This window comes from Vibrio sp. 03-59-1 (assembly GCF_013114135.1).
GTDB lineage: Bacteria > Pseudomonadota > Gammaproteobacteria > Enterobacterales > Vibrionaceae > Vibrio > Vibrio cortegadensis.
In genome coordinates, this window is the sequence record NZ_VTYA01000001.1 from 49,687 (window position 1) to 64,620 (window position 14,934).

Consider the following 14,934-nt stretch of genomic DNA (forward strand, 5'->3'; position numbering starts at 1 on the left):
GTAGGTAAAAATAAAAAATCGCAACCCAAAAGGTCGCGATTTTCTTAGTATTTCGCTATTAGAGATCGAGCAAACTGAGGCATATTTTGTAAATACTGTTCACCCTATCCAGTAGATTTTTATCAGTTCAATCTATTCCCAATCAAGGATAACTTTTCCTGAAAGCCCGCTACGCATAGCGTCAAAGCCTTTTTGGAAGTCATCAACTTTGAAGTGGTGCGTGATGATTGGTGTTAGATCTAGGCCAGATTGAATCAAAGAAGCCATTTTGTACCACGTTTCGAACATTTCACGACCGTAAATGCCTTTGATCACCAAGCCTTTGAAAATCACTTGGTTCCAATCGATGCACATATCTGATGGTGGAATACCTAGCAACGCAATCTTACCGCCGTGATTCATGTTCGTCAGCATGCTGTTAAATGCAGATGGGTTACCTGACATTTCCATACCAACATCAAAACCTTCCGTCATGCCTAGATCAGCCATCACATCTTCAAGTTTTTCGTTCATAACGTTTACTGCGCGAGTGACACCCATTTTTTGAGCCAACTCTAAGCGGTATTCGTTCACATCTGTGATCACCACATGGCGAGCACCTGCGTGTTTCGCAACCGCAGCTGCCATGATACCAATTGGGCCAGCGCCAGTGATCAGCACATCTTCACCAACCAAATCGAATGACAATGCAGTGTGTACTGCGTTACCAAACGGGTCAAAGATAGACGCTAGATCATCTGAAATTTCAGCCGGGATCTTAAATGCATTGAATGCAGGGATCACAAGGAATTCAGAGAACGCACCAGTACGGTTCACACCAACACCCGTAGTATTACGACAAAGGTGAGTACGACCGCCACGGCAGTTACGGCAGTGACCACATGTAATATGACCTTCGCCAGATACACGATCACCAATTTCGAAACCGCGAACTTCTTGGCCAATGCCGACCACTTCACCTACGTATTCATGACCCACAACCATAGGTACAGGAATCGTCTTTTGTGACCATTCATCCCAGTTGTAAATATGTACGTCAGTACCACAAATTGCCGTTTTCTTAATACGGATAAGAATATCATTATGACCCATTTCAGGTTTCTCAACCTCGGTCATCCAAATGCCTTCTTCAGGCTTTAGTTTTGATAGTGCTTTAATTTTCATAATTATTCCTCTCGCCTGATTAAGCGATGATCTCCATGTCTTTACCTACTTGGATAAAGGCATCAATGGCACGATCTAACTGTTCACGAGTATGAGCAGCCGACATTTGTGTACGAATACGAGCTTGGCCTTTTGGCACAACAGGGAAAGAGAACGCGACAACGTAGATATCTTTTTCTAACGCACGCTCTGCGAATTCAGCTGCTAATTTTGCGTCGCCTAACATAATTGGAATGATAGCGTGATCAGCACCGCCCATAGTGAAACCAGCCGCTTCCATACGAGTACGGAAGTGTGCAGAATTTTCCCACAGTTGAGTGCGTAGGTCGCCAGATTCAGCAAGCAGATCAAGCACACGAATTGAAGCAGAAACAATTGCAGGAGCAACAGAGTTTGAGAATAGGTACGGACGAGAACGCTGACGTAACCAGTCGATCACCTCTTTCTTACCTGATGTGTAACCGCCTGATGCTCCACCCATTGCTTTTCCTAGCGTACCAGTAATGATATCGATACGGTCGATAACGTCGTGGTGTTCGTGAGTACCCGCGCCATTTTCGCCCATGAAGCCAACTGCGTGAGAGTCATCAACCATCACAAGTGCTTCGTATTTATCCGCTAGGTCACAGATAGCTGGAAGGTTCGCAACCACACCGTCCATAGAGAACACACCATCAGTTACGATAAGTGTATGGCGAGCACCCGCTTCTTTTGCTGCAATTAATTGCGCTTCAAGTTCTTCCATGTTGTTGTTCGCGTAACGGAAACGCATCGCTTTACAAAGACGAACGCCATCAATGATAGAAGCGTGGTTTAGTGCATCTGAGATGATTGCATCTTCTTTGCCTAAAATAGTCTCAAATAGACCCGCGTTAGCATCAAAACAAGATGTGTATAGGATCGTGTCTTCTTTGCCTAGGAAAGTAGACAGTTTTTCTTCTAGCACTTTATGTGAGTCTTGAGTACCACAGATAAAGCGAACAGACGCCATACCGAAACCGTGCTCATCCATGCCGCCTTTTGCTGCTTCGATGAGGGCTGGGTGGTTAGCTAAACCAAGGTAGTTATTAGCACAAAAGTTCAGTACTTCTTGGCCTGTTGAGATAGAAACTGACGCTTTTTGTGCTGAAGTGATGATACGTTCTGATTTGTATAAACCATCATTTTTCACTTCTTCAATTTGATTTTGAATCTGTTGGTAAAATGCTGAAGACATTATCCAATTCCTTCCTAGTTATTATGAATAGTAACTTTAGAGTCACTTTTTCGTAGGGGGACAAAAATCATTCGCTATATGGCTTACATTTACTAAAAAACCATAGTGTGAGCTGAATCACTTTTGCTCTAAAACCGTTGTCATCATTGTAGTTCATCCATTTGATTTCGATTATCCCTCAAGGTGGAAAAGCATTAGTGAATTCAAGGCACAAATATAACAGTCATTCCCTCTTACCATTACTGACGTATTTTATTGTGGACTATAGAGAAGATAATGTCCGGCTAGACCCAATAAAAAAGCGACCTAATTTAAAAACTAGATCGCTTACATCCATAATCACTAGAAAAGAGGTCAAAATCTAAACTGCGATACTGGCAATAGAGTAAAGATTAGAAATTAAATCGATCTAATCCCTTCGCTAGCATTTGATCAGCTATGTATTTATGCGCTGCCGTAGTTGGGTGCGTAACCCCCCAAAATACATATTTATCAGAACCATTTGCCGCACAATCATTCGTTAGGCTATGACTCAGTAAATAATCAATAGAAGAGCTTCGATTAATATTCAAACAGGCGTCACTAGCATTTGCAAAGCCATGCTGAGTCGGATTACCCGTCAACTCTTCAAACAGTGTGTATGTATCATACAGCGTCACATTATACCCTTGCAGAATATAGTAAGCCGCTTGCTCTTGAATGAAACTATTAAAAGCGATTATTTTTGCACGAACTTTAGTAATCTCTTCTGTCGTTGAATACTTAAATTGCGGTGCTTTTGTTGCATCAGGCAGAGTCATCAATAAAATATTTTTTGCCCCAGCATCGGTCAAGCGAACAAGTGCGCTGCTATAATCCGCTTTTACGTCTCCAACCTCACGGTTGTAATTCATAAAGTCATTGAGGCCAAACTCTAAAGTAAATAGAGTATTTTCTGGGTTATAGTTCTTTGCCATCTTCATATAAGTAAGATATGACGTCACTTGATCATAAACACCAGTCAAAGCAACATACTGATTGGTCCCTGCAGCACCACCGACCGCCCAATTGTAGAGGGGCAAGTTTTTTGCGTTCGCAATGTATTCCGTCCATACAAAACCATTAGAGAAATGGCCCAAGAACCACGAGTTCGGATTGGGGAAACGCCACTGGGCAGCATTAAAGATATTACCGGTATCAGAGAGGCTATCTCCAAAAGCAACCATGCGATTAATCTGATTTGGTTGCATCACCGCATCATTGGTCCATATCGAATGGTTATATGAAAAACGATTATCTGCCGCAAAATAGGTCATATCGACATTTTCTCTGTCCATGCCTAACGTTTCGCTACAGCGTTGCTTAATTAGTTCTTGAGGTGTATCGGTATAAAACAGGTTTTTAAAAGAGGTCGACGACCACCAATATCCATCAACTTTTAGGTAGTTACCTTCGGAATTATTCGCCCACTCCCAATCAGAAGCAGAGTCGTCATGTGAATTACTGGTGCGGTACCAACAACGCACATAGGTATAGGTTTCTTTACCTTGAACGCCACTGACTTGTGCCGCAGTAATCGATTCAGGAACAACGACGGTTTCTGTTGCCGCCGTAACAGTAAAAGGCAATATTGCGCTAAGTAGAATAGTCAATTTTTTCATCGTATCTTTCTTCTTATGATTAAATGACAAACCAAATATAAGACAACCTTATATTTGTAACGATTCAATTTTGAGCAATTACTCTAGTGAGTCAATACAAAACGTATGCAATTGATCTGGTTCTGGTATCAAGATCAATTTATCAATCACAACCTGTACTCTTGGCATTTATAAAACAAACAAGAACACCTACACTCAAGAGCAAAAATATCGACACCATATGTAAGCACATGCTTTATAAGTAATTTATTAACTACTTCATTATTCCGTTCTACGTTAACTTAATTCGTTTAAGCCGTGAATCTTTACACGAATCATGATTTAAAATTCATCAATTTATATTTTAGAAACCTTCTAACATGCCAATAATATAATAAAGCCACAATCACTATCCGTAATCGTGGCTCTATATAATATTTCTTGCTAACCATAAGCTGTACTAGGTTGTAATGGGTTCTCTCTCTACGTTATCTTCACTGTGTTCTGCTAGCCAATATAGCCAGATCATCACTAAGCAGAGGAAGAAGCAGACCCCAAACAGCCAGTTTGAACTGAGTGATTCAATCACCACCCCACCGACAAGAGGTGCAATGGCAAAACCAAGGGAATACAAAGCTGCGGCTCCAAAATAGGAACCTCTTAAATGTGCAGGAGCCAAACGGTCGATCTGAACATTTAGCGTCGGGAATGCAATCACCTCCCCCATACTCAACACAAAACAGGCAATTCCCCACCCAATTGGCCAATCCGCAGGTGTCATTAAAAAACCTATTTGAGCTGCAGCCATCAGAGCCATACCTATTCGAGTTCGAACAAACAGTGGAATGTGTTCTAACCATTTCAACATCGGAAATTGGAATATAATAATGGTAAGCGTATTAACGAGTACTAAGCCTGCAATAATTTGCGCAGCATCCGATGTCGATGCTCGTACAATAACCTGAGGAATTGATGATTCAACTTGAGCATAAACAAACATCATAATGAAGTTCGCTAGCATCAATTTAACGAAAATATTGTCTTTACGGATAACCTTGAGCGTCGCGGAGAAATTGGGCAACATCGATGAATCAGGCTTGGTATGCACTCCTCGCCTCTCTATCCCGAACAGAAGCCAAAACCCGTATACAACGTAAGTCGCTCCAGCAATGAAGAATAAATTTTGCGGCTGGCTCAGCCCAATGGTAATACCGATCAGCGGCCCAATCGCACCACCCAGATTTAACAAAAAATACCGAACGTTCAACGCCAACTCTCGGTCTTTTACATTATCTAAATTATCACCGATGACGGCTTTGGCTGGCGCTTCAATCATTGGGCGCATCAGTCCCGTAATGATGATCAATACATAAAATTGCCAAACCTCACTGGCCAAGCCAATTCCGCTATAAGCGATGGCTGCAATCCAACTTCCGCACACCATGACCCACTTCCGACCAAACTTGTCAGAAATATAGCCTGAATAAAGCCCTGTCACCGCCCCTACAACGGCAGATGATGCCAACATTCCACCCACTTCAACTGCGGTTGCCCCATAATCTTTGTATAAGAAGACAATCAAAAATGGCCATGCCATAAAAAAGCTGGTGCGTGCGATTAATGTCCCGACCAATACCGTCCACACTGAAAAATTAAACCTTTGTACTCTTTCAAGCTGAAATAAACTGTCCTCACTTTTGCTCATAGAATCTCCCTTTAACGACCTAACCATTCCGCATTGTGCAACATGCATCACATTTGCATGCTATTTAGCCAGTATAGAAAAGTAACGTTAAAAATAAAGGATAAATTTACTCATGCTATCAAAACAGTATTAATCATTAATATCATAAATAAAGCCCTTGTTTTTATTTCATTTATTTAATAGCGATCACCATCAGTTCGATACTTTATCTGGTACTTATGCATGAGAAAATTATCAATTTTGCCAAACTAATTTACAGCACGGCATCAAGCATGCGTTATTATCAATTTATTTAAAACTCGACAGCTGACCACGCTTTATCCTAGCGAGAAGAATTAAATGCCTGTATTTTGTTATACATAGAGCCGCAAGTAGCAATACACTTATGTTTTCACATGAAAGTGATATGCGTAAACCACTGAATTCACCAACCAAAATGATAAATTATGATTAACCCCAAACTGATTTCTTTATTACCCGATCTTGCTTCATTTATATTGGTAGTGAATGAAGGTAGTTTTACTGCCGCGGCCAAAAAACTCGGAGCAACCCCTTCCGCACTTAGTAAGCTGATTACACGCTTAGAAAATGCGTTATCCGTTAAATTATTTGAGCGCACCACTCGAAAGTTGATCATTACGCAAGCAGGGCAGAAGGTGTATGACCAAAGTGTATTGATGGTTAATGCCGCTCAGCAAGCGGTTGAACTTTCAACGGAAGATCATGCTGAGCCCGCAGGTTCACTCACGGTTGCAGCCCCGGAAGCCTTTCTCAATTCAGTTCTCCAACCTTTCGTTGTGCCTTTTCTCAAACAGTACCCGGAAATCCAACTCAAGCTACGAGCCGCTGATGGCAACATTGATCTGTTTAAGCACAATGTCGATGTAGCGTTCAAATTGACAGATAAACCTGATGAAAATTTGGTATTAAAAGAGATCGGAAAGACGAATCTAGTGCTCTGTGCCAGCCCGGATTACTTATCTCAAAAAGGGATTCCGGATCACCCAACAGAACTTGCAACTCATGACTGCCTGTATCTTGCTGAAACCGATAAAGATCATATTTGGGACTTTTTAAAAGATGATGAATTCCACACAGTATCAGTCACTGGCCGTTACGCGGTGAATCACTCTCAAATGCGCTTAAATGGTGTCAAGAATGGTTTAGGGATCGGTATTTTCCATGATTTTGTCATTAAAGATGCGATTTCTGAAGGGAGCGTAGTTCAGGTTCTTGATGACTGGACGATTAAGAGTAACTACCACGGTGCGATCGCAATGCAATACGCTCAAACTAAATATATGCCTGCTCGTTTGCGAGTCTTCATTGACTACGCAATCAATAACTTAACTCACAAGCTTTACATCGACCAACAGTAATCTCTCGTTCAGATTATGATAAAAACCTGAGTTCACGTTGCAGCGGTAAACTCAGGTTTGATGCCTTAGATTTAATCGAATCCGCTAGTTAAGTGCCGACTTTAACTGGCTTACACGCTGAAAGATAAGCCAGTCAATAATGAGCACAACAGCAATCGTTCCGCCCGCCATTGGCATTACCAACCCCAAAATAATGATGGTCACAATACCTGCTTTCCATAAGCCATCACTCTCAAAACGAGGTGGCGCACCGATTCTCATTTGTCCTGTCGGTCGACGGATCCACCACATGACACCACCCGTAACAGCAATGACAATAAAAGCTAAGCAGAAAACCACATTCAAAATTTTATTCAATATACTGATGTCACCTTGATGAAGTGCAATACCTGCCGCCATTAATTTCGCGACTACGCTGTAATCATCCCAAGTCACATCCGCTAAGATTTTTCCTGAATATTGATCGATATGAGTCGTTCTATCGAGCCTTGGATCAGTAACATCTCCGCTCATGGTGTTTGCTGTTAAGGTGTAAACTCCGGTTTCTGAGCGCGGGAAATTCAATTTAAACTGCGTAAAACCTAACGCTTTGGCTTGGCTCAACAGTTGATCGATATTCACTGCTTGTAATTCCGCATGCGAGCCCAATTCATTACTGTCATTCTGGGCTAACATCGCACTGTGATCGTGAGATTCAGGCAACAATGTCTGTTCCAAATTCCATGGCACCTCCTCTTCACTACCATGATTCATGGAAGCATGAGTTAACGTTGACAGTGGTGCATCATCCCACTTCTGTGCAGGAAAACTGCTCCATGGCTGAACAAATTTACTTCCCCACACGCCCGCCCAAGCCAATCCCGAAATTAGAAAAAGCAACATCACAATGGACAAGACACCACCAAGGTTCGCATGAAGATCACGCATAAAAATACGAGTACCACTTGCCCACCTTAAGGTCAGAAATCCGGCTTTGCTCGCGGCATCTCGTGGTAACCAAAGATAAATACCACTGACAAGTAGAACCACACTCAAACTCGCAGCAATTTCGATCAAGTAATCTCCCCAATCTCCTATTAATAAGGTGCCATGAATATCATTGGCAAGCTGATACCAGCTATCACTTCGATCTATACTTCCTAAAAGTTGCCCATTGAATGGATCAACCGTAATAAATCGTGTCTCTCCTGAATCAAATTTAATAGAGAAACGGTTAGCGAGATCAGGCGTTGGGGCGGGAATAAATTGCGTGACGACGGCCTCTGGATAGGCCGAAACCACCTTGTCTAACTGGGCCGATACCTTCAATCTTGTCTCTTGCGGTGTCACTTCAAGTTGTGTTTGATAACGATTAAATTCTATTTCATCATCAAAAAGCATGACTAAGCCAGTCAGGCTCAAAATCAACATAAATGGGATCACAAAAAGGCCAGCGTAAAAATGCCAACGCCAAGTTAAAAAGTAACGGGATTTTGAATCATTTTTCGCACGTGATGCATCCATGGGCGCAGCCGAAGCTTTATCGCTTTGCATTGTTTTTCCTTTCTTCCAAGCAAAGAAACCCGTCCACATCAATGGCGAGTTCATTCCTTGCTTACTTTGACTTTACTTCATACCAATTCAAACATAAGGCTTGATTGGTTCATTATTTTTATAGTGTTCAACAAATTTTCTAAGAAAGTATCGTCGGAGGGGCGCGAGGAACTTGCCATTGATAACGAACACTTAGAGCCAAAAAAGTGTATCGACTTTCAATAGCGAAACTCAATCGTTGGAGTAAAGGTGTGGTTGAAAGATCAATTTGATGGAAAGGGGAAAAATGACTAAATGGGCATGGTTTGCCGTTGTGAGTGTCCGCGGTTCCCTCTTCAATTTGTACTAACTCAAAACCATTGAGTGTACACAATGTTGCCCACACGCCAGCACTATTACCGTGAGCATTGATAACAGGCATCAGCGCAACTAAAACCCAACTCAGGGCAGTCGCTAGCAACATTGATCGATTAAAGATGGATAAGCGTTTCATTGGTTCACTCTATAGTTTCAGGGCAAGAGTATACAATCAAACAAAACTTATCAAAAAATCATAACACTATTTTAACCCAGTTCACGAAGTTGTATCTTTGTGAACCACATACAAAAACACTCTGCTGTAGAAGCAGAGTGCTTTAAATCGGCAAAGGCTTAGGATATCGAGAGGTGAGTAAAGCGGTACATTGCTTACTTGCTTGCTTGCTTACTCAATTACCCCTAGCTCAATTTAACCAAACAATCGGCTCCAAATGCTTGGGTTTCGCTTATCATGGTATTCAATTCTTAACTCATCAATCTGGCGTAGCGTTTTTTTAGCTTCTTCAAACTGACCTTGCTCGACTTGTAACTCCACATCACTCACCACGGAAGACAATTTATTGAAGCCACTCATATAGAGCGCCTCTTTCTCTTTTGGATAACTGCCATTTTGGGAGATTTGAACCAACTCATCTAACCTTGCAAGGGGCGCTTTCATCTCTTCAATGCTTTCCGCTTCTGCTGCTTGATTAAACGCTAGACGCATCTTTTTCATTGTAGCGGTTAGATCGATACTTTCTGCCGCAACATTTCCCGCAAACAATAAGCAAGCCAATAGCAAAGACAATTGCTTCATTTTTATCTCCGATTCATTAATAGACAATTTCAAATTCATTTCTGTGCCGCGAGTGTATAGCAATTTGAGCCTAAATAGACACTCTTTATCCGTGACAATTTATGTCGACCTCTCAAAATAAAAAAGAGGCCAACCTATTCGTTGACCTCTTTCCACTGTGGTTCTGTTGGCTTTCAATCTCTAATCAAAACTCGCCAAAGAGGCGTACTCTTCAATCTGGCTGCGACCACGTAATGCTAAAAATGAAAGGAATTGCTGAGGCGTATGAGTGATCACTTTTTGGCTATCCACACCGACTCGATCCAAAAGCTCGCTGGCTAAATCTAACCGCCCCACGTCTTGACAGAAATGCGCATCACTTCCGCTGGTAATATAAGCACCGACATCTTTCGCCACTGTCGCAATGTCAAAGCAGCGATCCACACTGCCAACACGGCTATTACCTTTCAGCGTGGTGTTATTGATTTCTATCGCCACATTGTACTCTTTGGCACATTGGATGACGGCTTCAAAGTCAAAATCAAAATTAGGGTTTCCTAAGTGGCCTAAAGCATCGACTCTGCCGCCCTTGATGACATTGAGCAAGGCTTCGGTATGCGTCGCTTTATCTGCTGGTCGGAATACTGGTTCATGAAAACTGGCTATCGCCCAATCTAAATTCGAATCAACTGAGGGATGAACATCGATCTCGCCCTGAGTGTTCATAATGTTCGACTCTACACCACGAATAATAGCAACGTCTTCAATAAAGCGTGGCAACACTCTCTGATTGCTGAAAAACCAATAGTGTGGCGCTCCAGGCATCGATTCTGAATGGTCGGTGGTGCAAAACATCTTAAGTCCATGTTCACTTGCCGACTTAGCATTTCCAATCAGTGTGCTGTATGCGTGACCGCTTGCATAGGTATGAGTGTGTGTGTCAACTTGTAAGATCATTGCCCTGCCGTTCTAAGTAAGTAGAAGTGATAGTTAAAACTAGTTTAACAGCGAAGCCATAAATTGACAGTATTCAAACTTAGCTTTCACCTTTTTGTCACAAGTTCAGAATAGTTTTTCAGGCTGTAAAAACGTCAGCGCCTCACAATAATCCATTTTCAAGACTCTAAATTGGAAGCTTTTTTTGCATCATTCGTATATTGGTCAATAATTAAAATTGTCATTAGATACGGATTTCTTATGAAAAAACATCGCTACCCTTTGAGCATCCATATTACTAGTCTGTTTTTGGTGCTGACGACAATTGTAGGCATAGTCTTAATATCAATGAGTTACCGACACTCTCAAGAGCTTTTGTCAGGTACCGCTCATGATGTTAGCCAAGAGCATAGTCAAAAACTACGTTCGATATTCAAACAGAATATCGCACCAGTGCTCACCACTATGAATTTTATGGCACTGACTTCGTTTATAAGCCATCAAGATGATACTGAAGAACAAAAACCGTGGTTGGAGTCGATTGATCTAGTATTCAAACAAAATAAAGGGCTAGTGGCTCTGTTTTATACCCATGAGAATGGCGATTTCACCCTCTTTCGCCCTTTGCCTACCCATAAAATTCGTACCCAATTCAACGCGCCTGCAAAAGCAACCATGTTAATTAATAACGCCTCACTTTCAGGTAAAAATGAATTTATTTATCTAGACGGGAACCATAATCAGATTGGTTACAGCAACACCGAAGACAATACCTTTGACCCTCGGATAAGACCTTGGTTTACCAATGCTCATATCGATGGAGAAATCAGACTCTCACAGCCCTACTCTTTTTATTTCTTAAAAACGAATGGCATCACACTTTCTAGACGCTCATCAAATGGTGTAAATGTCGTTGGTGCTGATTTCACTTTAGACTCTATCTCCGAACAGATAAGTGATTTGGCCTATTCTGATAATTCCAAATTGGCACTATTTGATGATCAATTTAACCTACTTGCTAGCCATCAACTGAATATTGATCACGAAACGGGTATGACCAATCAGCAGCAAAGCTTAAGTCGTAGTGTTTTCTCGTCAATATTAGGAGAGCCTACAGAGGCATCTATCATTAAAACCGTCACTTACAATGTTAATAAATGGTCTTTAACCGTCACCCCGGTAAAACTAACCGATCATGTCACTTTACTGCTTGCCGAAGCGACACCGCAAGACGATCTCTTAGCTGATCTACTCTCAATGCGAGACAAACAGGTCACCGTTGCCATTTCAATGCTCATCGTCTGTTTCTGCATTGTCTGGTTAGTTGCCAACCGTCTGGCGCGTCCATTGCAGAACTTGGTATTACTCACCGATAACATTGCCCGTTTTAATTTTAAGAAAACCCGTTACCCGAAAAGTATGATCAAAGAGGTCGCCAACCTCACTCAATCAATCGAACTCATGGAGCATACCCTGCATGATCTCCTGAACTTGTTACGTGATACTGCCAGTAACCAAGATTTTGGTCTGCTCGCAAAAACCATCGCTCACCAAAGTTACTTAGTCACCAAAGCAGAAACGATCGTTCTATTTATTCAATCGGATGAAGAGGATCAATTTTTAACCGCTGCGAACCATGCCATTATTCCTTTTAAAGCGGATATCAACGAATTTATTAAGGAGACACCATGGCTACATGCAAAACTCAAAGAGGGGGAAATCATCCATATCAATCGTGAGGACAACGCTCTGAAACAACACCAAGACACCATATTCAATAGTGACCTTTATCTTTTCCCATTATTGAATCGTGAAAAGCAACTTGTTGGCATTCTTGTTCTTGGTTACGAACGTTCAATCACCACTAGCCAGGCAGATAAACACGCGTTTCTACGCGAGTTGCTGAGTTTTGCTGAAATAGCCAAAGACAATATCGACCAAATGCAGCAGCAAAAGGACATGCTAAATGCGTTTATCGAACTCATTGCCTCTGCGATTGATACTAAGTCCCCTTATACTGGCGGGCACTGCCAAAGAGTGCCTGAGCTGACTAAATGGTTGACGGAAGCTGCGGAAAAAGATAACCAATATTTCCCTCATTTTTCGATGGATGCCAAAGAGTGGGAAGAGCTGAACCTTGCCGCATGGCTACATGACTGCGGCAAAGTCACGACCCCAGAATACATTGTTGATAAAGCGACAAAACTTGAGACCATTTACGACCGAATACATGAAGTGCGCATGCGTTTCGAGCTGATCAAAATGCAGGCTGAAATTGAGTATTGGCAAGGCATAAGTCGCGGTGAGAATGCTGACCAACTCAAGTTAAAATTGCATCAGAAGCATAGAGAACTTGATGATGAATTCCTCTTTGTTGCCGAGTGCAATGTAGGCGGTGAGTTTATGGAAGACAGCAGTATTGAGCGTCTGCATAAGATAGCTCAACGCCAATGGAAGCGAACGCTTGACGATCAAGTCGGTATTTCGTGGATCGAAAGAGAGCGATGTGGAAATAGCGCGCCTCTTCCAACCATGGAGAACTTACTCGACGATAAGGTTACCCACAAAATCCCATGGCAAGAAGGCAATCGCCCACAAGACATTTGGCAAGAAGACTTCGTTCTTGAGCCGCCAGAGCTACGTTATGATCGTGGTGAACTGCATAATTTAACCATTCGTCGCGGCACTCTGACAGATGAAGAACGCTTCATGATCAATGACCATATTGTGCAAACACTCTCGATGCTTAAGCGATTGCCATACCCTGATAATCTAAAAAATATTCCTGATATCGCCAGCGGACACCACGAAAGAATGGATGGTAAAGGCTATCCGAGAGGCTTAAACGAAGAGCAACTTCCGCTCCAAGCACGAGTGATGGCAATCGCCGATGTGTTTGAAGCCTTAACGTCTAGTGACCGACCTTATAAGAAATCAAAAACACTGTCGGATTCCTTATCCATCATGACGGAGATGGCAACCTCCGGGCATATCGACCCTAAATTGTATGTCATCTTTCTAGAGCAAGAAATTGATCAGCAATATGCCGACGACTTCCTTGACCCGAAACAGCACTCTAAGGTAGACAGAGAACACCATTTAAAATTGGTCAAAGAGTACATTCGCTCACAGTTTTAAAAGCGGTGAGCCACCTTCTGGTGACAAGCTCACAACCTTAGCTGCCTTATAACGAATGTAATGAGCCTGCACTCTAGGCATAAATGTATTGATAATACTTGCGGTGATAATGAGTCCAATACCTTGCAATTGGTCAGTGCTAAATGTGTGTTCCAAAAATTGCCACTGCCAAACAGAAGTGAAAAGTAAATTAGTGAAGATCAATGGTGCCAATTGCGAGCCGGAGTCCACCAGCTTGTAAGCTTTTGCTCTAAACACTTGGGTATTAATCACGAGCAGAGCCAAACTAACAATCACCAGCCAATGAAATACATGAGTATCGGCACTCGTCAATGACAGAACATCCTGAGCTAACACCCCTTGCCCTTGCATCATCATTGCTGGAATCAAACAAAGGCTCGCAATCAAGAATGTCCAAGCGTTTAACTCGATTGGTGTCATGTTACCTTTTGTCGCTCGATACAGACTTAGCTGTGAACCAGAGTTAAACACACCAGCCATAAGCCCAAGCAAAAGCTCTGGTTTAAAGTGAATACCCGACACATCTCCTGCCAACAGCAACACGCCACTAAATGTGATCGTTAAGCCAAAAACAGTTACGATCGAAACTTTCACACTAAATATTAACTTTTCTAACAAAGGAATAAACAAGGGACCCGTGCTAAATAACACCACACTCTCAACGAGTGACAGAGACTGTAATGAGATAAGAAAACAGATCTGACACGCTGCAATACACAGCGCTCGAATCACGATAGGAAAGTGCATCGATTTGGGAGGAAGCCACTGTTTAGAGCCTGATCGTTGATGCTCTTTTGAGTGTTGAGCTAGTGCATTCACACCCAAAAGATTCGTCACTATGACAAATATAAACAGCAAGATACATGGAATGGAAAAACGTAAAAAACTGAGCACTGCTGGGCTAATTTGTTCAGATAAGTGCTTAGCTAATAACCCTGTAATAGATAAGCTAAATGTGGACAACAACATGAATATTACGGGCTTAAATTGATTCGGCATACAACTCTCCTCTACCTGCCGCTAGTTTAGCGATCTGACAAGCAAAGAAATAACGAGTATTATTAACCAATCTTGTAAGAAAAACTTACCAATACCTTAGCCGATTGTATGGTTTTTAATTAATAACTCAG

At 42.0% G+C, this 14,934-nt stretch carries 11 protein-coding genes; 2 read left to right on the forward strand and 9 right to left on the reverse strand.

The annotated features are described in order from the left end of the window. Window positions 1-132 precede the first annotated feature (132 nt). The 4 genes from tdh to F0249_RS00230 all read right to left on the reverse strand — a co-directional run bounded on the left by tdh (window position 133) and on the right by F0249_RS00230 (window position 5,704). The gene (gene tdh / locus F0249_RS00215) at window positions 133-1,164 is read right to left on the reverse strand and encodes an L-threonine 3-dehydrogenase (protein ID WP_136995139.1); all 1,032 of its coding nucleotides are present in this window, start codon (window positions 1,162-1,164) and stop codon (window positions 133-135) included. Window positions 1,165-1,183: 19 nt separating this feature from the next. Beyond that, window positions 1,184-2,380 carry a glycine C-acetyltransferase gene (locus F0249_RS00220; RefSeq protein ID WP_113798314.1) on the reverse strand — a complete coding sequence of 399 codons (1,197 nt, stop codon included), beginning with the start codon at window positions 2,378-2,380 and terminating at the stop codon, window positions 1,184-1,186. A gap of 392 nt (window positions 2,381-2,772) precedes the next feature. Next, entirely contained in the window at window positions 2,773-4,020 is a 1,248-nt protein-coding gene (locus F0249_RS00225; protein WP_171755475.1) for an SGNH/GDSL hydrolase family protein, read from the reverse strand. A gap of 439 nt (window positions 4,021-4,459) precedes the next feature. After that, window positions 4,460-5,704, reverse strand: a complete 1,245-nt coding sequence (locus tag F0249_RS00230) for an MFS transporter (protein ID WP_171755476.1) — start codon at window positions 5,702-5,704, stop codon at window positions 4,460-4,462. 446 nt (window positions 5,705-6,150) lie between these two features. Here F0249_RS00230 and F0249_RS00235 point away from each other — a divergent pair, with 446 nt between their 5' ends. Then, entirely contained in the window at window positions 6,151-7,083 is a 933-nt protein-coding gene (locus tag F0249_RS00235; protein ID WP_136995136.1) for a LysR family transcriptional regulator, read from the forward strand. A gap of 84 nt (window positions 7,084-7,167) precedes the next feature. Here the strand turns inward: F0249_RS00235 and F0249_RS00240 are convergent, their stop codons facing one another. The 4 genes from F0249_RS00240 to F0249_RS00255 form a co-directional block, all read right to left on the reverse strand. Continuing rightward, complete coding sequence (locus F0249_RS00240) at window positions 7,168-8,616, reverse strand: PepSY domain-containing protein (protein ID WP_171755657.1); 1,449 nt, start codon at window positions 8,614-8,616, stop codon at window positions 7,168-7,170. Between the two features lie 139 nt (window positions 8,617-8,755). Beyond that, window positions 8,756-9,109 (reverse strand): hypothetical protein, encoded by a 354-nt coding sequence (locus F0249_RS00245; protein WP_017052926.1) that lies wholly within the window; start codon window positions 9,107-9,109, stop codon window positions 8,756-8,758. 234 nt (window positions 9,110-9,343) lie between these two features. Next, window positions 9,344-9,730, reverse strand: coding sequence for a cytochrome b562 (locus F0249_RS00250; RefSeq protein WP_017052927.1), 387 nt, complete (start codon window positions 9,728-9,730; stop codon window positions 9,344-9,346). Between the two features lie 180 nt (window positions 9,731-9,910). Next, the gene (locus F0249_RS00255; protein ID WP_171755477.1) at window positions 9,911-10,666 is read right to left on the reverse strand and encodes a phosphatase; all 756 of its coding nucleotides are present in this window, start codon (window positions 10,664-10,666) and stop codon (window positions 9,911-9,913) included. A 240-nt stretch (window positions 10,667-10,906) separates the two neighbouring features. Here F0249_RS00255 and F0249_RS00260 point away from each other — a divergent pair, with 240 nt between their 5' ends. After that, a complete protein-coding gene (locus F0249_RS00260) occupies window positions 10,907-13,783 on the forward strand; it encodes an HD domain-containing phosphohydrolase (protein WP_171755478.1) in 2,877 nt (958 codons plus the stop codon). Here F0249_RS00260 and F0249_RS00265 read toward each other — a convergent pair. Continuing rightward, a complete protein-coding gene (locus F0249_RS00265) occupies window positions 13,772-14,803 on the reverse strand; it encodes a DMT family transporter (protein ID WP_171755479.1) in 1,032 nt (343 codons plus the stop codon). The genes F0249_RS00260 and F0249_RS00265 overlap by 12 nt on opposite strands. Window positions 14,804-14,934: the final 131 nt, after the last annotated feature.

Excerpts from the sequence above, each read along its gene's own strand:
- tdh (WP_136995139.1), bottom strand. The coding sequence starts at position 1,164 with ATGAAAATTAAAGCACTATCAAAACTAAAGCCTGAAGAAGGCATTTGG.
- F0249_RS00220 (WP_113798314.1), bottom strand. The coding sequence starts at position 2,380 with ATGTCTTCAGCATTTTACCAACAGATTCAAAATCAAATTGAAGAAGTG.
- F0249_RS00225 (WP_171755475.1), bottom strand. The coding sequence starts at position 4,020 with ATGAAAAAATTGACTATTCTACTTAGCGCAATATTGCCTTTTACTGTT.
- F0249_RS00230 (WP_171755476.1), bottom strand. The coding sequence starts at position 5,704 with ATGAGCAAAAGTGAGGACAGTTTATTTCAGCTTGAAAGAGTACAAAGG.
- F0249_RS00235 (WP_136995136.1), top strand. The coding sequence starts at position 6,151 with ATGATTAACCCCAAACTGATTTCTTTATTACCCGATCTTGCTTCATTT.
- F0249_RS00240 (WP_171755657.1), bottom strand. The coding sequence starts at position 8,616 with ATGCAAAGCGATAAAGCTTCGGCTGCGCCCATGGATGCATCACGTGCG.
- F0249_RS00245 (WP_017052926.1), bottom strand. The coding sequence starts at position 9,109 with ATGAAACGCTTATCCATCTTTAATCGATCAATGTTGCTAGCGACTGCC.
- F0249_RS00250 (WP_017052927.1), bottom strand. The coding sequence starts at position 9,730 with ATGAAGCAATTGTCTTTGCTATTGGCTTGCTTATTGTTTGCGGGAAAT.
- F0249_RS00255 (WP_171755477.1), bottom strand. The coding sequence starts at position 10,666 with ATGATCTTACAAGTTGACACACACACTCATACCTATGCAAGCGGTCAC.
- F0249_RS00260 (WP_171755478.1), top strand. The coding sequence starts at position 10,907 with ATGAAAAAACATCGCTACCCTTTGAGCATCCATATTACTAGTCTGTTT.
- F0249_RS00265 (WP_171755479.1), bottom strand. The coding sequence starts at position 14,803 with ATGCCGAATCAATTTAAGCCCGTAATATTCATGTTGTTGTCCACATTT.